Genomic DNA, 22,368 nt, shown 5'->3' on the forward strand with positions numbered 1-22,368 from the left:
ACCGCATGACGCGAAAAGCTCTTCTGATCGGCGCCGAGACCGGCGGCCTGGGCGGCGTGCTCAACGACGTCGAGGCGATGGCCGGGGCGCTGGAGCCGCGCGGTTTCCGGGTGGAGCGGCTGGTGACGCCGGACGCCACCCGGGCCGCGATCCTCGACGGCTACGAGAAACTGATCGCCGACGCCGCCCCCGACGACGCGTTCGTCATCTACTACAGCGGACACGGCGGCCGGCTCCGGGCACCGGGCGGCGCGGCGGCCATCGGGCCGGACCTGCAGTTCATCGTGCCCGACGACTACGCGGACGCCGACGACTTCCACGGCATCACCGGTGTCGAGCTGTCCGTGCTGCTGGCCCGGCTGACCGCGGTCGCCCGCAACGTCACCGTGGTGCTCGACTGCTGCCACGCCGCTCACCTGTCCCGGCAGACGGAGCTGCGGGTGAAGTCGCTGCTCCGGGAACGCGACGGGTCGACGTACGAGAGCGTCGAGCGGCATGTCGCCAGGCTGAAGGCGGCCGGCCTGCAGGTGGAGCGGAGGCACCTGATCAGCAACCCGTACGCGGTCCGCGTGGTCGCCTGCTCGCCGTCGCAGTCGGCGTGGGAGGGCGCCAACCGGGACGGCGTCCGGATGGGGCTGCTGACCGACGCCCTGGCCCGGGCTCTGCGGGACACCGCCGGGCTGAGGCTCAGCTGGGCCACGCTGCTCGACGCGGTCCGCCGCGACGTGCAGGCCCTCGCGTACGGCCAGCGGCCGGAGGCGGAGGGGCCGTCCACCCGGCAGCCGTTCGAGACCGTCGACCTCGACCCGCTCGGCGCACTGCCGGTCGCGGTGACCACGCCGGACCGGGTGCAGCTGCTCGGTGCGCCGCTGCTCGGCGTCGCGGTGGGCGACGAGTTCACCATCATGCCGGCCGATGCGATCGGCCCGCAGGACGGACCGGCGCTCGGGACCGCGACGGTCGACCGGCTGCTGCCGACCGCCGCCTCCGCCCCGCTGCGGATCGGCCCGGCCGGCTCGGACGTGCCCGCCGACGCCCGGGCGTACCGCACCAAGGCCGCGGCGCCGGCGCTGCCCGTGCGGCTGCCGGAAGGGCATCCTGTGACGGCGGAGCTGGTCAACGCGCTGGCTCTGCGTCCCCTGGTCCGGCCGGCCGACCCGGAGACCGAGACGCACGTCCCGGTGGCGGTGACCGTCGAGGGTGACGGCGGGCTGGTGGTCCGGGACGGCACGGGGCCGCTGCACGCGCCGTACCCGCCGAATCCGGTGGGGGTCAGCGCGATCGCGGCCAACCTGCAGCGGGTCGCCCAGGCCGCGGCGCTGCGCCGGCTGAGCGGCGACCCGGACCATCCACTGGACCACGGTGTGCACGTCGAATGGGGGCGGGTGCGCGACGGCCGGGAGGAGCCGCTTCCGGCAAGCGGGGCACTGCTTTACGCGTACGCCGACGAGCGCGTGTACTTCCGGCTGCGGAACGACGGCGGGGAAACGGCGTACGTCTCGCTCGTGGACATCGGGGTCTCCGCGCGCATCGCCGTGCTGACCGCGGCCGACCCCGGCGGTGTCCGGCTCGCGCCCGGTGCCACGTACACGTACGGCTGGGACGAGGATCTGCAGCGGCTGGCCGGGGTCGACGTGACCTGGCCGGAGGGCACAGACGCGGCGCTGGCCCGGCCGGAGACCGTGCTGGTGCTGATCAGCGACGCGCCGGTGGACGTGAGCGTGCTGCAGCAGCAGGGCGTCCGCGGCGACGCCGACCGCCTCGGGGCCGCACCCGGTCTGGCCGGCCTGATCGCCCAGATCGCCACCGGCGCGACCCGGGAGATCGGCGGCCCGCCCGGCAAGAGCGTTCGCTACGTCGTCCGGGCCGTCGACTTCACGGTGAGCCCGACCGCCCCGCCGGAGGCGGAGAAGGCGACGTTCCTGGTCGACGACCGGCCTCCGGAACCGGTCCGGCTGCTGTCACCGCGCGGTGAGCTGCCTGGCCGCCTCGCGGTACGGATCGCCGAGCTGATCGTGCACCGCAACCGCGCCCTGGGCAGCGCGGACATCCGCGTGGACGCGGTGGTGCTCACCGGCGGCCCCGGCGGTCAGCCGGTGTACCGGGCCGAGACGATGCGGTTCAGCAACGTGCACGACGGCGAGCGGCTGCCGATGGACGACGTGCTGATCTACCACGGCCCGGCGGTCGATTTCCTCGACATCGCCGTCTGGGTGTCCCGGGACACCAGCGGGAGCCTCGCGCTCAGTGCGCTGCTCGAGGAGCGGCTGAACAGCCCGGCGCTGCAGGCGGCGGGCGCGGAGATCGCCGGGCTCGCGATGACCGCGCCGCACGCCGCCGCCGCGGTCGCCGTGCTCGGTGCCGGTGCGGTGCTGGTGAACACCGCGTACGAGCTGCTGACCGGAGTGGTCGGGCCGAGCATCGGGCTCTACCGCACCTCCCTGCTCGCCCAGGAGCAGTTCGGCATCGGGCGGCACGAGCGCCACCCGCAGGACTTCTCGTTCACGTACTCGGTCGACGCGGTCGGCTGACCCATCACAAAGGAGTAAACGACATGGCCAAGAAGCTCATCATCGGACAGCAGGAGTGGCAGATCGCCGACGCGGACGCCGAGGACGTCGCCCGGCAGGTCCGGGACGCGATGCTCAACCGCACGACGGTGGAGCTGCCGCTCGCCGACGCCTCGGGCCGGGCGGTCACCGTGTTCCTCAACGGGGCGACCGCCTCCAGCGTCGTCCTCGACCTCGACCAGGGACCCCGCCCGAGCGAGATGTCCTGATCCACCGTCGTCCGGGCCGGATCTCCGTCGGGGGTCCGGCCCGTACGTATGCCGGGCGGGGCGCGTACGTATTTCCCCGCAACCGCGCTGACCAGCATTTTCTTCGGTTCTCCGCGCCGCGACGATCGAGCCACCTTCGACATCGAGGAGTGGAACGTGGACAGCAGCGAGGTCCGCCGGTTGGCACGGCGAGGAGAACTCACGGGGCGCGTCGGGGCGGCGCCGGCCGACGAGCGGCGCCGGTTGCGGGTGGAGGCCACCGAGGTCGTCTGGCCGCTGGTGTACCAGCGGGTGACCCGGGCGGCCGAGCGGGCCCGCGGCCACCACCGGTGCGCCTCGGCGGTGCAGCGGCTCGCACCCGAGTGCCTGGACCGCTTCCACGATGACGTCGAGGCCGTGGTCGACGACCTGTTCGCCCATGCGGACCTGCCGATCGCGAATCTCGAGGGCTGGCTGACAATGCGCATGCCCAAGGCGGTCATCGAGGGCTACCGCAAGCGGCGTGGCCGCCGGGGTGCACCGCAGCGGCCGCGGATCCCCATCTGGCTCGCCACGGGGTTGCACGACGACCCGTGGCTCGTCGAACTGGCGAAGGTCGTGCTGGACTGGGCCGGCGTCGACGCCACGGCCGGTGCCTCACTCTGGCCGCTGACCCGGTGGGCGGAGCTGCGGCTGCGGCGTACCGGCGACGTGGCGGCGGACGAGGCGACGGTCGCGGCCGAGGTGGAGGTCGTGCTGACCGCCATGCGCCGGCGCCGTGCCTGGTACGAGAAGAACGTCGAGCGCCCGCTGGGCCGCAAGCAGGCTCCGGTGTGGTTCGCCACGCCCGCCGACGCCGGGTACGCCGAGCCGGACCCGCTGCACCTCGTGGAGCCGTACGAGCGCGACGACGCCCTGTTGAGCGAGCTGGCCGGTCGCGCGATCGACGCCATGACCGAGCAGATCGGGCGCGGCCGGCGGGTCGAGGACGTGGTGACCGAGGTGCTGGGCACGGTGTTCGGCGCGGTGCCCGACTCGTACGAGCTGGACCGGCTCCCCGGCGCGGACCCGCCCGGTCCGGGTCACGTGGTCGCGCTGATCGGCGACCCGGACCGGCTGGAGCGCGTCATCGCCGCGGTCGTGGGCATCCTGCGCGGCCGGTCCGGAGGCGGGGGCGGTCCGTCAGAAGGCAGGTGAGCACCGGAGGGTCATCATGCACACGTCCGACGAACAGCTGCACCACCTGCTCGAACGGGAGCTGCGCGCGGCGGTGGCCGCCCGGATCGAGGACGGCGCCGAGGCCGGTGAGGTGACCGCCGACCTCGTCCGGCGGCTGCGCCGGATCGGTGAGCTGAGGTCCGGGCCGCCCGGTCCCGGCGCGGACGGGTCTAGCGCGGCGGGGTGAACTCGGGCTGGTCCAGGACCCGGAGCCAGCTACCGTCCGGTTGGCGGCGTACGACCTGTGCCCGCGCTCCCGACCCGTCCTTCGGCGGCGTCGAGGTCAGCGCCAGGTCTCCGCTGATCAGCGTCGGCAGGGGCTCTTCCGGCTCGAACGCCGGCAGGTGCGGCAGCGCCTCCTCCCACAGCTTGCGGATGGCCGCCCGGCCCACGGTCTGCCGGCCCGGTGGGTACGCCATCACGGCGTCGTCCTCGTACAGCAGCGCCAGGCCTTCCGCGTCCTTGGCGTTGGCGCGTTCCACGAACAGGCGTGTGAGGTCCTCGGGGCGAAGGGCTTTCTCGTATTCGGTCATGTCATCAGCCTCACGCCACACCGGTGACAAGTCCAACAAATAGTTCTTGCCGAAGGTATGATTCGCGGTCATGGATTTGCGGCAGCTCGAGTACTTCGTCGCCGTGGCCGAGGAGGCCAACTTCACCAAGGCAGCCGAGCGCGTGCACATCACCCAGTCCGGGGTGAGCGCGCAGATCCGGCAGTTCGAGCGCGAGGTCGGCGCCGAGCTGTTCGACCGGTCCTCGCGCATCGTACGGCTCACCGACGCCGGCGTCGCAGCCCTGCCCCACGCGCGGGCCGCCCTCGCCGCGGCCGCCGCCGCACAGACGGCGATCGATCAGGTGAAAGGGCTGGTCCGCGGCCATCTGCGGCTCGGCATGGTGACCGCGTGCACAGTGACGCCGCTGTTCGACGCGCTGGCCGCCTTCCACCGCGCTCATCCGCGCATCGAGGTGACGCTCAGCGAGGGAAACTCCGATGTGCTCGTCGAGGACGTCCGGGCCGGGCGGATCGACATCGCGCTGGTGGGGGCGGCGGGCAGTACGCCGGCGGATCTCGCGTACCGGACGATCGTCAGTGAGGGGCTCGTGGCCCTGGTCCCCGAGGAACATCCGCTGGCGGGTAAGGAGGACGTCGATCTGCGGCGGCTGGGGGCGTACCCGTTGATCTGTCTGCCGGTGGGTACCGGCGTGCGCGCCGTGCTCGACCAGGCGTGCGCGGCGGCGGGGGTGCGGGTGAACGTGGCGCTGCAGGCGACGGCGCCGGGCACCGTCATGGACCTGGCCGCCCGCGGGCTCGGGGTCGCCGTGCTCAGCGCGACGATGGCGGAGGACTCGAAGCTGACCGCCGTGCCGGTCGCGGACGTCGACATTCCGGCGCTGCTCGCGCTGGTGTGGCGCCGGGAGGACAGCACAGTGCTGCGCGCCCTGCTGCCGCACTGCACCGCAGCGGGGCTATGACAGGTTGCCGGTGCAGGCGACCCGGGCCTGGTCGTTCCACTGGGAGGCGTCCAGCACGGCGGTCGCGGTCCGGTCCCGGTCGTCGTCCGTGCGGATCGCGAGGCGTACGGACAGCAGCCCGATCGGCAGCCCGGCCGAGCAGATGATCTTCACGTCCGCGTCGGCCTGCACCGACTCGCCCCGGCGGATCCACCGGTGCTTCTCGACGGCCCGGACGGTCAGGCCCGGCCGGACCACGCTGAAGCTCAGCACGTTCACCGGGAGCGGGCCGGCGTTGACGAGCGTGACCCGGCGGGAGAGCGTGGCGTCGGTGACCTTGCCGTGGACGATCACGCCTCCGATGCCGGCGTCGTTCGACTGCGGACCGGTGTCGGGCAGCACCAGCACCGAGATCTCGTCGTCGAGCGAGCGTTCGGTGCGCTGCCGGAGATAGGTGCCCGTCGCTGCGCTGCCGAGCACCGCGCCGGTTGTGAGGATGGCGAGGGCGGTCAGCAGGCGGCGGGTGGGGCGGCGGGGAGCCGGCGGCGGCGTCGCGACGGGAGGGTGGTCCAGATCGATCACGCTCATGGTCTCTAGAACGTACGACAGCACCTTCGGTGATGGGTACTACGGGGTGACCACCATCCGGCTGTCCCGCCGTGACCATGCGCCGCCGACGTCGTGCAGAGCCACTTTCTCGTACGCGACCGTCAGCCTTCCCGCCGCCGCGTGCCCGGCTGTCAGGCGCAACGAGGCCGACCGCTGCTCCGCCGTCAGCGAGTTGTTGGTGTAGCCGAGGATCTGCAGCGATCCACTGCGCAGCGTCGCCGAGTCCAGGGGAGCGGTCTCACCCGCCGAACTGCCGAGGTTGACGAGGCGGCCGCCCGGTCGCAGCGTACGCAGCGCCGCCGCGGCCGGGACGCCGAAGAGCGGGTCCAGAACCAGATCGACCGGTCCCTCGGCGGCCTCCCGGAACCGTGCGGCCAGCGCCGCCGGGTCGCCGGACAGGTCGCACACCGCCGCTGCGCCCGCGTCGAGGGCGCGCGCCCGCCCGGCCGCGGACCGGGCGGCGCCGATGACGCGACGGGCGCCCGCCAGAAGGGCGAGCTGGACGGCGGCCTGACCGACGACGCCGCCCGCGCCGAGCACGAGCGCCTGCTCACCCGGTTGCAGCCCGCCGCGCCAGGTGAGGGCCATATGCGCGGCGACCGCCGACAGGCCCAGCGCCGCCACCAGCGCGTGGTCGGCGTCCGGCGGCACCTCCACCGTGTCGGCCGCGCGGACGGCGGCGTACTCGGCGAGGCTGCCGTCGCCCGGGCGCATGCCGGCCGTGGTCGGGAACCACACCGCGACGCCGTCCTCGCGCACGCCGACGCCCTGCACCCCGGGCACGTACGGGGTCACCGGCGCGCCGAAGTACGACGTACCCGTGGCGCAGAGCAGATCCAGCGGGGTGATGGACGCAGCGGTGACCCGTACCAGGATCTCGTCGTCTGCCGGGGTGGGCAGCGGGCGTTCGCCGACCGCCGGCGGTGACCCGCACTCGTGCAGCAGCGCGGCGCGCATCACGTCGCGATGTCGGGGTACGGCAGGTTGAAGTGCGCGAGCCGGGCCCCGTACGCCTTCTGGTATTCGAGCGGCCCGTGGTCGCGTTCGAACATCGCGATGAACAGGGTGAGCGTCAGGAACGGGTGGGCGCCCAGCTCGAACAGCTTGACGTGGTCGTGGGCGGTCAGCGCCTCGCGTTCCTCGTCGGTGAACCGCAGCCACGTGGAGGCCTCGCCGGCGTGGCAGTTGAGCACCGCGTTGGCGCGCTCGGCCTCCCACCACTCCACCGTCTCGCGCGGCTGTTCCCGGTAGCGTTCGACCAGCTCGGGGTCGCGGTCGATGGTGAACAGGAACTTGTCCACGAGGTACTTGCTCATCGCGGCGCTCCGTTCGGGTACCAGGTGAAGTACGCCTCCATGGTGTGGAACAGGTCGAGGCTGTCCACGTAGTCGGCTTTCTGGCCGGCGCCGGCGACGCCCATCATCAGCATGAAGTCCATGAAGCCGTGGGTGGCGTTGCCGGGGGAGTGCAGGCTGTCCAGCGTGACCTCGGCCAGGCAGCGGTCCAGGTCGCCGGTGGCGATCCACTCGACGGCCTTCTGATCGAACTCCGGGTCGGGGCCGTGCGGGCCGAACTGGCGCGGGCCGCCGAGCTCCAGCGACAGGTGGCCGGTGCCGATGACCGCGACGCGCAGGTGGCTCGGCCAGCTCTCGACGATCTCCCGGATCGCCTGGCCGAGCTGGACGAAGCGCTTCGGCTGCGGCAGCGGCGGCGCGAAGATGTTGGTGTAGATCGGCACGATCGGCAGGTCGGCCTCGGGCCGCAGCGTGATGATCGGGCAGGTGACGCTGTGGTCGATCCGCAGCTCGTTGCTGAACGCCAGGTCGAAGCCCTCGTCGAGGCCGGCGCGCAGGATGTGCGCGGACAGGTCCTCCTGCCCCTTGAGCAGCATCCGCGGCAGGCCGAACTCGCGCTCCTCGTTGTACCAGTTGGCGTCGTAGAACGGCGCCTTGCCGACGAGGAACTGCGGCATGTTGTCCAGCCACAGCTGGTGGAAGTGGTCGGAGCCGACCATCACCAGCACGTCCGGGTTCGCCCTCGTGAGCGTCTGCCGAAAGGCGGTGATCTTCCGTACCCACTCGTCGGCGAACGGCGGCCGGTCCTCGCCGGTGGAGGTGCTGGCCCGGTAGTAGAAGGGATGGTGGGTGGAGGCTATGACCGCGACGACTTCAGCCATGGCGACCTTTCTTAATCCTCGTAGACCGCGTTGCGGTCGACCGTCAGGTAGATGTCCATGCCGAGCGGCCGGCGCCGCTCCTCGGCGAGGTGCCCGAGCAGGCCGGCGGCCCGGGCCAGCAGCGCGAAGCCGCGCAGCAGGTCGATCGGCAGGCCGAGGTCGGCCAGGGCCGCCCCGCACACCCCGGCGCCGTTGAGCGGCAGGGTCCGGTTCAGAACCTGCGGGTGTACGCGCCCGATCGCCTCGAACAAGCGCAGGTGGGGGCCCTTGAGCCCCTCCTCGTCCGCGATCGCCATGAGCACCGGCGTCCGCGGGTCCTGCTGTTTGTGCACGGGGTGACCGAGCCCCGGCACGAACTTCTTCGCCTCGCGGGCCTTGCGTACCGCTTCGAGCGCGAGGGCGTCGTAGTCGGGATCGGGTCCGGCGTCCGCGAGCGTGGAAGCCAGGAACCGTCCACAGTCCTCGGTCACGCCCAGGAACCGGCTGCCGCCGCCGAGCAGGCCCGCGGCGAGCGCGCCCTGCAACGACTCCGGGGCGCTCAGGTACGTCAGCCGCGCCGCGATCGCCGTCGGGGTGAACCCGTGGTCGGCGAGCGCGACGAGCACCGCCTCGAACACCCGCGTCTCGCCGGGCGTGGGCCGCCGGCCGGCGACGAGCCAGTACGCCAGCTCGCCGAACCCGACCTTGCCCATGAGGTCGGCCGCCAGGTCCTGGCCGAGCAGTCGGATCTGCTTCTCGTCGGACGTACCGAGCGAGGTGGGGAAGTTCAGTCCTGCATCAGCCATGTACGGATCTCCTCACCGTGTTCGTCCAGGCCGGGCGGGGGCAGCTCGTAGCCGGCCGGGGTGTCCGAGAACGTGATCGGATTCCGTACGCCGGGCACACCCCCCACCGTGACCACCGGGTCGAGCCCCAGCTCCTCGGCCAGCGCCACGCCGCCGTCGATCGTGTTGATCGGTGCGCAGGGCACCCCGGCGGCGAGCAGCTCGCGGAACCATTCGTCCTTCGTACGCTTGCTCAGCCGCTCCACCAGGATCGGGCGCAGCTGCTCGCGGTTGGCGGTGCGGTCCTGGTTGCGCCCGAAGCGCGGGTCGTCGGGCAGCTCGGGCAGGTCGAGCACCTGGCACAGCTTGCGGAACTGCCCGTCGTTGCCCGCGATGACGATCAGCTCGCCGTCCGAGGTGGGCAGCGGCTCGTACGGGAACAGGCTCGGGTGCGCGTTGCCCATCCGGAACGGGACCGTGCCGCCGGCGACGTAGCCGCTCGAGTGGTTGACCAGCCCGGACAGCGCGGAGGACAGCAGGTTGACCTCGACGTGCTGGCCGGCGCCGGAGGCCGCCCGATGGTGCAGGGCGGCGAGGATGCCGATGTTCGCGTGCAGCCCGGCCATGACGTCGAAGACCGAGATGCCGGCCCGGTACGGCGGCCCGTCCGGATCCCCGGTGAGGCTCATCAGCCCCGAGATCGCCTGCACCATGAGGTCGTACCCGGGGTAGTTGGCGCCCGCGCCGGTGCCGAAGCCGCTGATCGACGCGTACACGACCTTGCTGTTGGCGGCCGCGACCGAGTCGTAGTCGAGGCCGAACCGCTTGAGCCCGCCCGGCCGGAAGTTCTCGATCATCACGTCGGCCCGGTGCGCGAGCCGCCGGGCGACCTCCAGATCCTCGGGGTTCTTGAGATCCAGCGCGATCGAGCGCTTGTTGCGGTTGATGCCCAGGTAGTACGTGGACACGTCGTCGCGGACCGGCGGCATCCACGTCCGGGTGTCGTCGCCGCCGGGTCCCTCCACCTTGACCACCGTGGCACCGAGGTCGGCGAGCAGCATCGTCGCGTACGGCCCGGCGAGGATCCGGGAGAAGTCCGCGACGAGCAGTCCGTCCAGTGCGCCCATGAGCCGCCTCTCCAGGTTGTGCCCGCATAGCGGACAGATGTCCGTCAGTTTGCTGCTGCTTCACCATGGATGTCAACGAGAAACCTTGACAGCCCCCTGAGGCGGTCACACACTGACCGCCAGACGGACGCCTGTCCGCCGCTGTGAGGGAGGGTCATGGCTGACTCAGTTCTTTTCCGCAACGGCACCGTTCTGACGATGGACGACCAGCACACCGTTCTCACCGGCGCCGACGTGCTCGTGGTCGGCGAGCGCATCGCCGAGGTCGGCACCGGCCTCACCGCGCCCGATGGTGCGACCGTGATCGACGCGTCCGGCGGCATCGTGATGCCGGGCATGATCGACACCCACCGGCACATGTGGCAGACCGCGATGCGCGGGTACGGCGCCGACTGGACGCTCACCCAGTACTTCGTCTGGTACTACCTCGAGTCCGGCAAGCTGTTCCGGCCCGAGGACGTGTACGCCGGCAACCTCCTCGCCGCGATCGAGGCCATCGACGCCGGCGTCACCACGACCGTCGACTGGTCGCACGGACTCCAGACCCCGCAGCACGCCGACGCCGCCGTGGACGCGCTGCAGGCGGTGCCCGGGCGGTTCGTGCTCGCGTACGGCAACATCCAGCAGGGCCCGTGGGAGTGGGCGACCAGCCCCGAGTTCCGCGACTTCGTCAACCGGCGCCTGTCCGGCGGCGACGACATGCTCGGCTTCCAGATGGCCTTCGACGTCACCGGCGACCCGTCGTTCCCCGAGAAGGCGGCGTTCGAGGTGGCGCGGGAGCTGGGCGTACCGGTCACCACGCACGCCGGCGTCTGGGGCGCGACGAACGACGACGGCATCCGCCTCATGCACGAGAACGGCTTCATGACCCCGCAGACCGTGTACGTGCACGCGGCGACGCTGACCCACGACTCGTACCACCGCATCGCCGCGACCGGCGGCTCGGTGTCCGTCTCGACCGAGAGCGAGCAGAGCGCCGGCCAGGGCTACCCGCCCACCTGGATGCTGCGCGACCACGGCATCCCGGTCTCGCTGTCGATGGACACCAGCGTGTGGTGGAGCGGCGACCTGTTCTCGGCGATGCGGACGACGCTGGGCGCCGACCGTTCCCGCGAGCACATGGAGGCGCACGGCCGCGCCGAGACGGTCACCCACGTGCACCTGCGCGCCGAGCAGGTCGTCGACTGGGCCACCCGCGGCGGCAGTAAGGCGCTGGGGCTCGACTCGCTCGTCGGCAGCCTCGAGCCGGGCAAGAAGGCCGACGTCGTGCTGCTCAAGAACGACCACTCGCCGGTCATGACGCCGATCCTGCACCCGTACGGTCACGTCGCGTTCCAGGCGCAGCGCGGCGACGTCGACACCGTCGTGATCAACGGTCGGATCGTCAAGCGCGACGGCCGGCTGGTCGGCGTCGACCTCGCCGCCGCCCGTACCGCCGTCGAGCGCACGATCGAGCACTTGCGCTCGACGATGGGCGAGGAGGCGTGGCTCAAGGGCATGAACCCTGACATCCCGGAAACCAAGGTGATGGACAACCCGTACACCTACACCGAGTGGGACGCCGGCTCGGCGCAGTGGAAGCATTAGCGCGTGCCACGCGAAGCCGGACCTGACTTCATCGAGGCCCTCGCGCGGGGGCTGGACGTGCTGCGCAGCTTCCGGCCGGGCCGCCGGGTGTCGACGCTCAGTGAGATCGCCGCCGACACCGGGCTGGCCCGGCCCACGGTCCGCCGGATCCTGCTGACCCTCGCCGAGCTCGGGTACGTGCGCGGCGAGGAGCGTGGGTACGCCCTCACCCCGCGCGTCCTCGAGCTCGGCATGGCGTACGTGCACAGCCTCGACATGTGGGACGTGGCCCGGCCGCACATGGAACGGCTCGTCGCGCAGACCGGCGAGTCGACGTCCATGGCCCAGCTCGACGGCTCGGACATCGTGTACGTGGCGCGGGTCGCCGTACCCAAGATCGTGACGCTGTCCGTCTCCATCGGCACCCGCTTCCCGGCGCCGGCCACCTCCATGGGCAAGGTGCTGCTCGCCGCCCTGGACCCGGCCGAGCTGGACTCGGTCCTGGCGCAGCCCACCCGCTCGGGGATCGACGCGCGGTGGCAGCCGCAGCGGGACGAGCTGGACCGCTCGCTGCGCGAGGTGCGGGCCAAGGGCTGGGCGCTCGCCGACCAGGATCTCGCGCTGGGCATCCGGTCCATCGCGACCGGCGTGCGCAACGGCGACGGCCGGGTGGTGGCGGCGCTGAACGTGACCGTGCACGCCGCCGAGACGTCTGTCGATAAGTTGACAGGCCATCACCTGCCGCTGCTCCTGCACGCGGCCGCAGACATAAGCCACGACTGGTCTTTGCGGGATTCCGCACCGATCGTGGTCCGCGCCTGAGAGGTTCACTCACCCGGTTATGAAGCCCCGCCTACTGGCAGGAACCGGGTGCTTACGGGCAGGATCGGGCCCATGACGACCCCCGGCCGCCTGCCGTACCCCGTCACCCTCTCCGGGGACGGCATCACCTTGCGCGAGTGGCGGGACGACGACCTCGACGAGCTGGTCGCGATGCTCGACGAGCCCGACATCGCCCGGTGGACCCCGATGCCGTCGCCGTTCGACACCGAGGCCGGCATCGCGTACCTGAAACGTGCCCGGCAGGGCCGCGTCAGCGGTCAGCGCATCCAGCTCGTGATCACCACGGACGGCGTGAAACCGCTGGGTGAGGTCCTGCTCTTCGGCGTCGACGCCGGACTGCGGGAGGCCGAGCTGGGATACCTGGTGTCCGCTCAGCACCGCCGGCGCGGGCTCGCTGCCGGGGCGCTCTCCCTGCTCTCCGCGTACGCCCGCAGCACGCTGAAGCTGAGCAGGCTGCTGCTGCGCATCGATCCCGGGAACACGGCCAGCACCGCCGTGGCGCGCCGCTGCGGGTACCGCCTCACCGGCGAGCCGCCCATCCTGCAGGAGGGCCCGTACGGCCCCAGCAGCCTCGACACGTGGGAGCTGGTCTCGGTCGGCGGGGGAAGCCGGATGGAGCGGCTGAGAAATGTCGCATCCCGGCGGTACGGTCGTCGCGGCTGAGATTTTCGTTCGGCGGAGGTGGTGCACATGGAGGTGGACCGCAGGCAGGCCATGGCATACCGGGTGGCCGCGCTCGGGCTGGCGGACCGCGGGTCGCAGCGCCCCGGCGACCTCGACGTGCTCGACCTCGGCGTGCAGGAGTACACGCCGGGTTCGGCCCAGGTCGCGCTCGCGGCCCGCACGGATGCGGCGCTCGACGACGACCGGCTGCTCACCGTGTGGGCGGCCTGGGGAGCGCCGCACCTGCACCGCCGCCGCGACCTCGGCCGGATCGTCAAGGCGCTGTGGCCGCTCAGCGACGCCGACGCCTCGGCCCGCATCAAGAGCGGCCAGATCCCCGACGGCGTGAAGCTGGGCGTCAAGGCGTTCGAGGCGACCGCCGCGGCGTTCCGGGAGGTGGTCACGCGGTCCATGCCCCGGGGCGAGGCGAGCACCGAGGTCAGCCGGCGGGTGCCGCGCGAGCTGACGTACGACTGCCGCACCTGCCGCGCGCGGCACATCGCCGGCAACGTCTGGCAGGTCGCCGGCCTGGCGGGTGGCGTCCAGGTGGAGTCCCGCGGCAAGGACGCGACGCTCGGCCCGATCCGCAACGCGCCGCCGCAGCCCGCCGCGAACGAGGGCATCGAGCAGCTGATCCTGACCTACCTGCGCTTCCTCGGCCCGGCCGGCCCGGCGGAGGTCGCGAAGTACCTGGGGACCGCCACCGCCGAGATCAAGAAGGTGTGGCCCGCCGACGGCCTCGAGGAGGTGCGCCTCGACGGCCGGAAGACGTGGATCCCGGCCGGCTCGGCGGCGGCGCTGGCCTCGGCCGGCCCGGTCCGCGGAGTGCGCTTCGTCCCGGCGATGGACGCGCTCCTGCAGGCGCGCGACCGCGACGTGCTCCTGCCGGAGCGGGCGCAGCAGAAGGAGGTGTGGCGCGTTCTCGGCAACCCGGGCGTGATCCTGGTGGACGGGGAGATCGCCGGGGTGTGGCGGGCCAAGATGGCCGGCCGCAAGCGGGTGGAGCTGACCGTGACGCCGTTCGGGACGCTGACCGCCCGGAGCCGGAAGCCGCTCGAGGAGGAGGCGGGGGTGGTCGCCCGGGCCCGCGAGGTGCCGGAGGCCACGGTGGCCTACAGCTGAGCCGTCACAGCCTTCACCACGCGGGTGGCAGCGCGTCGGGGCTGTCGGCGCCGGCTCCGGGGCGGCAGCGGTAGCCGATCGCGACCATGATGACCAGGGCCCAGACGCCCGCGACGATCGCCGCGGCCCACCACCCCACGACGGCGAGGACCAGGGCCGCCGCCCACACGACGGTGGCGGCGAGAATCAGCGACAGCGGCACGTGCCGGCGGGCCGGGCGGCCACCGGCCATGCGGGAGCAGAAGTCGGGGTCTTCGCGGCGCAGCTGTCGTTCCAGCTGAGCCAGCCGGCGGCTGTCTTCCTTGCTGAGCATGGCGCACCTCCGGCGAGGCCCGGACTGTAGGGGCACAACGACCGGGACTCGGCGGAACTACCCCGATCGATGGGTCCATTGTTACCCGCAGGTCACAGAATTCATACCGTTCGGGGGCTTGTGTTCAAGGCCGTCACATGCAGAACGGCGGCGGGCCGTGCCATGGCTCGGCCCGCCGCGTGGCCGTGCGGCGCCGTCAGCTGGCCGCCTGTGGGGTCGTGCGGTTGGCGCGGAAGACCCAGATGCGCATGAGCAGGAAGCGGACCCCCGTCGCCACGAGGTTGGCCGCGATCAGCACCCCGAGCTCCACGGCGGTCGGCGGGCTGGTGACGGCGTGCAGGACCGCCAGGGAGCCGCTGGTCAGGCCGAGGCCCACGGCGAAGACCACGAGACCCTGGGCCTGGTGCCGCCAGGCGCCGTCGGTGCCGCGTACCCGGAAGGTGAGCCGGCGGTTCGCGGCCGTGTTGGCGATCGCCGTCGCGAGCAGCGCAACCAGGTTGGCGGCCTGCGGGCCCATGCCGGTGCGCAGCAGCGCGAACAGCACGAGGTACGCCAGCGTGCTGGCGACGCCGACCGCGGCGAAGCGCAGGAGCTGACCGGTCAGGCCCGCGGGGACGCCCGCGACCGGCAGCGGGTTGCGGCCGAGCTGCTCGCGCAGGGCGGCGAGCGGGAGGCGGCCGGTGCCCAGGGCGCGGGTGAGGCGGGCGATGCCGCGCAGGTCCGCCATCGCCGTGGCCACGATGTCGACGCGGCTGTCCGGGTCGTCCACCCAGTCCACCGGGACCTCGTGGATGCGCAGGCCGGCGCGCTCGGCGAGGACCAGCATCTCGGTGTCGAAGAACCAGCCGGTGTCCTCGACCATCGGCAGCAGCCGGGCGGCCACGTCGGCGCGGATGGCCTTGAAGCCGCACTGGGCGTCGGAGAAGCGCGCCGAGAGGGTGCCGCGCAGCAGCAGGTTGTAGCCGCGGGAGATGAACTCGCGTTTGGCGCCGCGGACGACCCGGGAGCCGCGGGCGAGGCGCGAGCCGATCGCCAGGTCCGAGTGGCCGGAGATGAGCGGCGCGACCAGCGGCAGCAGCGCGCCCAGGTCGGTCGACAGGTCGACGTCCATGTACGCCAGCACCGCCGCGTCGGAGTGCGTCCACACCTGCTTCAGGGCCCGGCCGCGTCCCTTCTCGGCGAGGCGTACGGAGGTCACGTCGGGCAAGGTCCGGATGAGCCGGCGGGCCACGTCCGGCGTGGAGTCGGTGCTCGCGTTGTCGGCGATCGTGATCCGGAACCGGTACGGGAACTCGGCCGCCAGGTACGCGTGCAGCCGGCGGACACAGGGCTCGAGGTCGATCTCCTCGTTGTAGACCGGGACGACGACGTCGAGGACCGGCGCGACGACCCGGTCCCGCGCGGCGGACTGCGAGGGCGACGTGGTGGAGAGGCTCATGTCATCAAGGTCGTCCGCGCCGCTTTGACCCCTGTGTGGCGAGCCTGTGGCGTGACTGTGAGGGAAGTGCCGCAGGCGGCCCCCGGAACCGGGAGCCGCCTGCGGGCTGTCGTGACGGATCACTTGGTGGCGGTCAGGTCGTAGATGGTGACGCCGTCGACCGTCTGCGACGGGAACGTCTCGGCGACCCAGGAGGCGATCTGCGAGCCGGCGTTGCTGCCGCCGGTGCCGCCGCCACGGCCGCCGCCGAAGCCGCCCCCGCCGATGAAGTAGTGGATCTTCTTCTCGGCCACGTACTGCTGGAATTGGGCGAGGGTGGGGGACGGGTCGCTGCCGTTGAAGCCGCCGATCGCCATGACCGGGTCCTCGGTCGCGAGCTGGTAACCCGAGGCGCTCTGCGAACCGACGGCCGCCGCGACCCAGGTGTACTGGTCCGCGTTCGCGTCGAGCAACGCCTTCAGCTGGTCGCTGACCGTGGACGCGTCGAGCAGGCCGCCCATCCCGCCGCCGCGCATTCCTCCGTCGCGGAAGCCGCCCTGCGGGGGCGTGCCTGGTTGGGTGGTTCCGCCCTGCTGCGTGCCGGTCCCGGTGGCACCGGGGAAGCCGCCGCCGGGGAAGCCGCCTCCGGGGAAGCCGCCGCCGGGGAAGCCGCCTCCGGGGAAGCCACCCGGGCCGCCGCGGCCGCCGCGGCCCCCGCCCGGGCCGAAACCGCCCTGCGTCGCCGGGCCGGCCGACGGAATCGACCCGGTGTGCGGTTCGGACGCCGTCTGCACCGCGTACGCCGCCGGGCCGGCGAGCACCGCGCCCAGCGCGAGCCCCGCACTGGCCAGGGCCACCTTCGCGGGCAGCCGCAGCGAGGCGAGCACCCCGAGGGCCGCCACGACGCCGCCGATCAGCACGACCCAGCGCAGCCACGGCACGAAGTCCGGGCTCCAGCCGAGCATGTGCCATGACCACCAGGCGGTCACGCCGATCGCCGCGGCCAGCGTCAGCGCGGCGAAGACGTTGCGCCGGTGCCGCCACAGCAGCGCCGAACCCATGCCGACCACCGCACCGACGGCCGGCGCCAGCGCCACCGTGTAGTACGCGTGGAAGATGCCCTGCATGAAGCTGAAGACCAGCGCGGTGCCGACGAGCCAGCTGCCCCACAGGATCAGCCCGGCCCGCAGCCGGTCCGTCCGCGCCGAGCGCAGCGTGAGCACGAGCCCCGCCACCAGGACGATCAACGCGGCGGGCAGCAGCCAGGAGACCTGACCGCCCTGGGCGGCGTCGAACATGCGCAGGATGCCGGTCTCGCCCCAGCCGCCCCCGCCGCCGTTGCCGCCGCCGCCACCGACGCTGCCGGTCTCGTCGCCGTTGAGCCGGCCGAGGCCGTTGTAGCCCAGCGTCAGCTCGAGCAGGCTGTTGTTCTGCGACCCGCCGATGTACGGCCGCATCGACGCCGGCACCAGCTCGACGATCGCGATGTACCAGCCCGCCGACACGACGACGGCCAGCCCGGCCAGCACCAGTTGCCAGAGCCGCCTGCCGAGCTTCGGCGGCCCGGCGACCAGGTACGCCAGCGCGTACGCCGGCACCACGAGCAGCGCCTGCAGCATCTTGGTGAGGAAGCCGAAGCCGACGAACGCCCCGGCCAGCAGCAGCCACCACGTCGACCCGTTCTCGATCGCCCGGACGGTCGCGTATGCCCCGGCGACCATGAGCAGCACGAGCAGCGCGTCCGGGTTGTTGAACCGGAACATGAGCACGGCGATCGGGGTCAGCGCCGACACCGTGCCCGCGACGAGGCCGGCGGCGGGGCCGTACCAGCGGCGGACCGTGGCGAAGAGCAGGCCGGTCGTGGCGACGCCCATCAGCGCCTGCGGGACCAGGATGCTCCACGAGCTCAGGCCGAAGAGGCGTACGGACAGCGCCATCACCCACAGCGAGGCGGGCGTCTTGTCCACGGTGATCGAGTTCGCCGCGTCCGAGGAGCCGAAGAAGAACGCCTTCCAGCTCTCCGATCCGGCCTGGACGGCCGCCGAGTAGAAGGAGTTGCCCCAGCCCGACGCGCCCAGGCCCCAGATGTAGAGAACTCCGGTGAGCAGGAGCAGCGAGATCAGCGCTGGGCGTACCCACGGCGCGTCGCGGGCCGCGGGGGGTTCGGCCGGCGGATACCCCGGCTCCACCGTCGGCGGTACGGGCAACGTCGATGTCATCATGGGTCCTTAAGGCAGGCGGAAGCACTTGACCCTCGTACTGTCTTCCGCCCGCCTGTCGGGCCCTTATGCCCTTACTGTGCGGCCGCTGTGAGGCTCGAACGGCGCTTCGCGGAGGCCGCGGCGAGGCGCTCCAGCACCGCCACGGTCGGCTCCCAGCCCATGCACGCGTCGGTGACGCTCTGGCCGTACGTGAGCTCCCCGCCCAGGTCCTGGCGCCCCGGGACGAGGAAGCTCTCCAGCATCACGCCGCGGATGCCCCGCTGCCCGGCCTCCAGCTGCCCGGCGATGTCGTCGGCCACGATCGGCTGGCGCAGGTGGTCCTTGTTGCTGTTGCCGTGCGAGCAGTCGACCACCACCCGCTCGGGCAGGCCCGCGTCCCGCAGCAGCGCGAGCGACGCCTGCACGTCCTCGGCGCTGTAGTTGGGGCCCTTGCCGCCGCGCAGGACGAGGTGGCAGTCCGGGTTCCCGGTGGTGTGCATGATCGCCGGGGTGCCGGAGACGTCGATGCCGGGGAAGACGTGCGGCACGGCCGCGGCGTTGATCGCGTCGATGGCGGTGGCGATGCTGCCGTCCGGGCGGTTCTTCATGCCGATCGGCATGGACAGGCCGGAGGCGAGCTGGCGGTGCACCTGCGATTCGACCGTACGGGCGCCGATCGCGCCCCACGCCACGGTGTCGGCGATGTACTGCGGCGTGATCGGGTCGAGGAACTCCACGGCGACGGGCAGGTCCCGTTCGAGCACCTGCAGCAGCAGGGCCCGGGCGGTCCGCAGCCCCTTGCTCACGTCCCCGGTGCCGTCGAGCGCGGGGTCGTTGATGAGGCCCTTCCAGCCGACGGTCGAGCGCGGCTTCTCGAAGTACACCCGCATGACGATCAGCAGGTCGTCGGCGAGGCGTTCGCGCTCGGTGGCGAGGCGGTCGGCGTACTCGGCGGCGGCCGCGGGGTCGTGCACCGAGCAGGGCCCGACCACGACGAGCAGGCGGGGATCTCGGCCGTCCAGGACGGCCTCCACCTGCCGCCGGCCGTCCAGCACGCTCGCGGAGAGCTCGTGGGTCAGCGGCAGCTCGTGGTGCAGCAGGGCGGGGCTCATCAGCGGGACGACGCGTTCGATGCGGTGGTCGCTGACCCGCTGGACCTCGGGAATGGTCACGGCTGTCTTCCTTCTCCGCCGGCGTCCCCGGGGCCGGCGTCCCCGAGCTCAGGCCGGCTCGTCGCAAACGAAAAGGCAGCGACTCAAGTGTCGCTGCCTCTGCCGGCCCTGCTGGGGTGTCTCAGGTCATGAACTCATGGCCGAGGCACCGGCGGAGCCGGCCTCGTAAACCACGAATACCACTGGGACACGAGGCGATGGTAGCCCATCGCCGGGAACGCGTGTCCGTCAGCCGGGGTATGGGCACATGCAAGTTGCGTGTGCTGACATGAGACGCATGAACAACGCGAGCGCGCCGTACCTCCTGGAGGGTCTGGCCGATCTCTCCCCGGCCGAGCGGTACCAGGCGGTCTCGGTGGTGGTGCTGCGGGTGTGGGAGACGCCGCAGCTCCTGCTCGGGGAGATCCCGCCGGCCCAGGCGCTGGCGGCGATCGCGGCGGTCGCCGCGGGGCTGCCCGGCGCCCAGGGCCGGCCCTGGCTGGACGACCGGCTGCGCGCCGCTGCGGTGCCCGGCGTGACCGGCGAGCTGGCCGGCCGCGCGCTGTGCGCCCTGGACGTGCTCGTGGGCCGCGACCGCGAATCGGTCCCGCTCGAACTGCACGTCTCCGACGGCGACGCGGCGGGCGCGCTACTGGACGACCTGCGTGACGTACTCATGGACGGGCTCCGGCGCGGCCTGTAGCTCCGGGCCCGCCGGCAGCCGGACGGTGAACTCCGTACGGCCCGGAACGCTGTCCACGTCCACCGTGCCGCCGTGCGCGCTCACCACCGCGTGCACGATGGACAGGCCGAGGCCCGTACTGCCGGCCGCCCGCGACCGCGAGCTGTCCCCGCGCGCGAACCGTTCGAAGATCTTCGGCTGCAGCTCCCGCGGGATGCCCGGCCCGGCATCCGTCACCCGGATCACCGCCGCGCCCTGCTCCTGTCCCACGCCGACCGTCACGGTCGTCCCCTCCGGCGTGTGCGTCCGGGCGTTGGCCAGCAGGTTCGCCAGCACCTGGTGGAGGCGCTGCTCGTCACCGGTCACCGTGACCGGCTCCTCCGGCAGGTCCAGCTGCCAGTCGTGGCGTGGGCCCGCCGCGTGCGCGTCGCTCACCGAGTTGACGACCAGCATCGTCAGGTCCACCGGGTCGTGCGCCAGCGGCCGTCCCGCGTCCAGCCGGGCCAGCAGCAGCAGGTCCTCCACCAGGGCGGTCATCCGCTTCGCCTCGGACTCCACCCGGCCCAGCACGTGGCGGATCTCGTCGGGCACCGGCTGGCGGCTGCGGCGGCTCAGCTCGGCGTAGCCGCGGATCGCCGCCAGGGGGGTGCGCAGCTCGTGGCTCGCGTCGGCGACGAACTGGCGTACCTGCGTCTCGCTGGCGTGCCGCGCCTCCAGCGCGTTGCCGACGTGGTCGAGCATCCGGTTCAGCGCGGCGCCGACGGCGCCGACCTCGGTGCGCGGGTCGGTGTCGGCCTCGGGCACCCGCTGGGCGAGGTCCACCTCGCCACGGTCCAGCTCCAGCTCGGAGACGCGGGTCGCGGTCGCCGCGACCCGGTTCAACGGCTTGAGCGTACGGCGGATGATCACGGCTCCGGCCCACCCCGCGGCGACCAGCGCGAGCAGCACCGCCCCGCCGGTGACCAGCGCGACGGCGAGCAGCGTCTGATCGGTTTCCTTGAGCGGGAGCGCCGCGACGACGACGCCGTCCTGGGTGGTCGTCGAGACGACGCGGTAGTCACCCAGGTCGCCCAGGTCGACGTCGGTGGGATCATTGTTCGGGGTCACCGCGCTCAGCTGCGTGACTGTCGCGCCGGGCAGGGGCGTGTACTGGAAGTTGGGGAAGCCCTCGTCGTCCGCCCGCAGCGTGACAATGCCGCCGTCCACGCCGCCGGTCGCGGTGAGGTTCAGGAAGATCGAGCCGTCCCGGGCACCGGGCGGCACCCGGCCGCTGAACTGGCCGCCGCCGAGGTGCGGCTCGCCGCCGGGGAAGCCCGGCCACTTCTGCGCGCGGCCCGCCGTCTCCTGGAGCTGGGTGTCGAGGCGCTTGTAGAGCGTGTTGTGCAGGTAGATCTCGGCGGTGGCGCCGACGACCAGGCCGAGGACCGTCAGTAGCACGACCATGATCGCGATGAGCCGGGTCCGCAACGACCAGCCCGCCGGGGAACGCCAGCGGGCCGGTGGGGTGGCGACGGCGGTGGGCAACGGTCAGTCCGCCGGCTTCAGCACGTAACCCGCGCCGCGCATCGTGTGGATCATCGGGGCCCGGCCTGCGTCGATCTTCTTGCGCAGGTACGAGATGTAGAGCTCGACCACGTTCGCCTGGCCACCGAAGTCGTAGTTCCACACCCGGTCGAGGATCTGGCTCTTGCTGAGCACCCGGCGGGGGTTGCGCATGAGGTAGCGCAGCAGCTCGAACTCCGTGGCGGTCAGCGTGACCAGGTCGCCGCCGCGGCGTACCTCGTGGCTGTCCTCGTCGAGGGTGAGGTCGCCGACGACGAGCTCGGAGTCGGCCCGCATCGGCGAGTGGCCCATCCGGCGCATCAGCCCGCGCAGCCGGGCCACGACCTCCTCCAGGCTGAACGGCTTGGTCACGTAGTCGTCGCCGCCCGCGGTGAGGCCGGTGACGCGGTCCTCGACCGAGTCCTTCGCGGTCAGGAACAGCACCGGGACCTCGGGCGTCTCGCCGCGCAGCCGGCGCAGTACCTCGAGGCCGTCGATGTCCGGGAGCATCATGTCGAGCACCACGGCGTCCGGGCGGAAGTCGCGCGCGGTGCGTACGGCCGTCAGCCCGTCGCCCGCGCTGCGTACGTCCCAGCCCTCGTACCGCAGCGCCATGGAGAGCAGTTCCGCCAGAGTGGGCTCGTCGTCGACCACGAGGACGCGGACCGGGCCGCCGTCGGGCCGGCGGAGCTCGCTGCTGGGGTCTGCGTTCGCCATCGTCATGCCCCTACTGTCGCGAGCGGCGCTTTGCGGCACCTATCCGC

Annotated in this window: 23 protein-coding genes; 10 read left to right on the forward strand and 13 right to left on the reverse strand. The window is 72.5% G+C overall.

The features are described from left to right. The first annotated feature begins 5 nt into the window (after positions 1–5). From IT780_RS30100 to IT780_RS30115, 4 genes are all read left to right on the forward strand, one after another. Positions 6–2,531: a caspase family protein gene (locus IT780_RS30100; protein WP_199515182.1), complete on the forward strand. Its 2,526-nt coding sequence runs from the start codon at positions 6–8 to the stop codon at positions 2,529–2,531. A 23-nt stretch (positions 2,532–2,554) separates the two neighbouring features. After that, a complete protein-coding gene (locus IT780_RS30105; RefSeq protein ID WP_199515183.1) occupies positions 2,555–2,779 on the forward strand; it encodes a hypothetical protein in 225 nt (74 codons plus the stop codon). A gap of 156 nt (positions 2,780–2,935) precedes the next feature. Next, a complete protein-coding gene (locus IT780_RS30110; protein WP_199515184.1) occupies positions 2,936–3,955 on the forward strand; it encodes a hypothetical protein in 1,020 nt (339 codons plus the stop codon). Between the two features lie 16 nt (positions 3,956–3,971). Further along, complete coding sequence (locus IT780_RS30115; RefSeq protein ID WP_199515185.1) at positions 3,972–4,163, forward strand: hypothetical protein; 192 nt, start codon at positions 3,972–3,974, stop codon at positions 4,161–4,163. On the opposite strand, the gene IT780_RS30120 is transcribed toward IT780_RS30115, so the two are convergent. Next, the gene (locus IT780_RS30120; RefSeq protein ID WP_199515186.1) at positions 4,147–4,509 is read right to left on the reverse strand and encodes a YybH family protein; all 363 of its coding nucleotides are present in this window, start codon (positions 4,507–4,509) and stop codon (positions 4,147–4,149) included. The two genes, IT780_RS30115 and IT780_RS30120, sit on opposite strands and share 17 nt — an antisense overlap. 70 nt (positions 4,510–4,579) lie before the next feature. Between IT780_RS30120 and IT780_RS30125 the strand changes: the two genes are divergently transcribed. After that, positions 4,580–5,449, forward strand: a complete 870-nt coding sequence (locus tag IT780_RS30125; protein ID WP_199515187.1) for a LysR family transcriptional regulator — start codon at positions 4,580–4,582, stop codon at positions 5,447–5,449. On the opposite strand, the gene IT780_RS30130 is transcribed toward IT780_RS30125, so the two are convergent. From IT780_RS30130 to IT780_RS30155, 6 genes are read right to left on the reverse strand one after another with little or no spacing between them, the layout of a single operon-like run. Beyond that, positions 5,444–6,016, reverse strand: coding sequence for a hypothetical protein (locus IT780_RS30130; protein WP_199515188.1), 573 nt, complete (start codon positions 6,014–6,016; stop codon positions 5,444–5,446). The genes IT780_RS30125 and IT780_RS30130 overlap by 6 nt on opposite strands. A gap of 39 nt (positions 6,017–6,055) precedes the next feature. Continuing rightward, positions 6,056–6,994, reverse strand: a complete 939-nt coding sequence (locus IT780_RS30135) for a quinone oxidoreductase family protein (RefSeq protein WP_233413737.1) — start codon at positions 6,992–6,994, stop codon at positions 6,056–6,058. Further along, positions 6,994–7,353, reverse strand: a complete 360-nt coding sequence (locus IT780_RS30140) for a hypothetical protein (RefSeq protein WP_199515190.1) — start codon at positions 7,351–7,353, stop codon at positions 6,994–6,996. Before IT780_RS30140 ends, IT780_RS30135 begins: the two co-directional genes overlap by 1 nt. Next, positions 7,350–8,213, reverse strand: a complete 864-nt coding sequence (locus IT780_RS30145) for a DODA-type extradiol aromatic ring-opening family dioxygenase (protein ID WP_199515191.1) — start codon at positions 8,211–8,213, stop codon at positions 7,350–7,352. Before IT780_RS30145 ends, IT780_RS30140 begins: the two co-directional genes overlap by 4 nt. 11 nt (positions 8,214–8,224) lie before the next feature. Further along, positions 8,225–8,998 (reverse strand): citryl-CoA lyase, encoded by a 774-nt coding sequence (locus IT780_RS30150; protein WP_199515192.1) that lies wholly within the window; start codon positions 8,996–8,998, stop codon positions 8,225–8,227. Further along, positions 8,980–10,104 (reverse strand): CaiB/BaiF CoA transferase family protein, encoded by a 1,125-nt coding sequence (locus IT780_RS30155; RefSeq protein WP_199515193.1) that lies wholly within the window; start codon positions 10,102–10,104, stop codon positions 8,980–8,982. Before IT780_RS30155 ends, IT780_RS30150 begins: the two co-directional genes overlap by 19 nt. A 156-nt stretch (positions 10,105–10,260) precedes the next feature. Between IT780_RS30155 and IT780_RS30160 the strand changes: the two genes are divergently transcribed. From IT780_RS30160 to IT780_RS30175, 4 genes are all read left to right on the forward strand, one after another. Then, positions 10,261–11,691, forward strand: a complete 1,431-nt coding sequence (locus IT780_RS30160; protein ID WP_199515194.1) for an amidohydrolase family protein — start codon at positions 10,261–10,263, stop codon at positions 11,689–11,691. 3 nt (positions 11,692–11,694) lie between these two features. Beyond that, a complete protein-coding gene (locus IT780_RS43270) occupies positions 11,695–12,492 on the forward strand; it encodes an IclR family transcriptional regulator domain-containing protein (RefSeq protein WP_199515195.1) in 798 nt (265 codons plus the stop codon). A 72-nt stretch (positions 12,493–12,564) separates the two neighbouring features. Next, positions 12,565–13,176, forward strand: coding sequence for a GNAT family N-acetyltransferase (locus IT780_RS30170; protein ID WP_199515196.1), 612 nt, complete (start codon positions 12,565–12,567; stop codon positions 13,174–13,176). A gap of 27 nt (positions 13,177–13,203) precedes the next feature. Continuing rightward, on the forward strand, positions 13,204–14,298 hold the full coding sequence (locus IT780_RS30175) for a DNA glycosylase AlkZ-like family protein (protein ID WP_233413738.1): 1,095 nt from the start codon (positions 13,204–13,206) through the stop codon (positions 14,296–14,298). A gap of 13 nt (positions 14,299–14,311) precedes the next feature. Here IT780_RS30175 and IT780_RS30180 read toward each other — a convergent pair whose 3' ends face one another. The 4 genes from IT780_RS30180 to IT780_RS30195 form a co-directional block, all read right to left on the reverse strand. Beyond that, the gene (locus IT780_RS30180) at positions 14,312–14,611 is read right to left on the reverse strand and encodes a DUF3040 domain-containing protein (protein ID WP_199515197.1); all 300 of its coding nucleotides are present in this window, start codon (positions 14,609–14,611) and stop codon (positions 14,312–14,314) included. Between the two features lie 196 nt (positions 14,612–14,807). Beyond that, entirely contained in the window at positions 14,808–16,049 is a 1,242-nt protein-coding gene (locus IT780_RS30185; RefSeq protein ID WP_199515198.1) for a bifunctional glycosyltransferase family 2/GtrA family protein, read from the reverse strand. A gap of 119 nt (positions 16,050–16,168) precedes the next feature. Next, a complete protein-coding gene (locus IT780_RS30190) occupies positions 16,169–18,247 on the reverse strand; it encodes a glycosyltransferase family 39 protein (protein WP_199515199.1) in 2,079 nt (692 codons plus the stop codon). A gap of 74 nt (positions 18,248–18,321) precedes the next feature. Further along, positions 18,322–19,401: a 3-deoxy-7-phosphoheptulonate synthase gene (locus IT780_RS30195; RefSeq protein ID WP_199515200.1), complete on the reverse strand. Its 1,080-nt coding sequence runs from the start codon at positions 19,399–19,401 to the stop codon at positions 18,322–18,324. Positions 19,402–19,678: 277 nt separating this feature from the next. On the opposite strand from IT780_RS30195, the gene IT780_RS30200 reads away from it, so the two are divergent. After that, on the forward strand, positions 19,679–20,083 hold the full coding sequence (locus IT780_RS30200) for a hypothetical protein (RefSeq protein ID WP_199515201.1): 405 nt from the start codon (positions 19,679–19,681) through the stop codon (positions 20,081–20,083). Here the strand turns inward: IT780_RS30200 and IT780_RS30205 are convergent. Together IT780_RS30205 and IT780_RS30210 are read right to left on the reverse strand one after the other, a co-directional pair. Further along, complete coding sequence (locus tag IT780_RS30205; RefSeq protein WP_199515253.1) at positions 20,030–21,505, reverse strand: sensor histidine kinase; 1,476 nt, start codon at positions 21,503–21,505, stop codon at positions 20,030–20,032. The genes IT780_RS30200 and IT780_RS30205 overlap by 54 nt on opposite strands. Before the next feature lie 84 nt (positions 21,506–21,589). Then, complete coding sequence (locus IT780_RS30210; protein ID WP_199515202.1) at positions 21,590–22,327, reverse strand: response regulator transcription factor; 738 nt, start codon at positions 22,325–22,327, stop codon at positions 21,590–21,592. Positions 22,328–22,368: the final 41 nt, after the last annotated feature.

This window comes from Nucisporomicrobium flavum (genome assembly GCF_016464385.1).
GTDB classification, from domain to species: Bacteria; Actinomycetota; Actinomycetes; order Mycobacteriales; family Micromonosporaceae; genus Actinoplanes; species Actinoplanes flavus_A.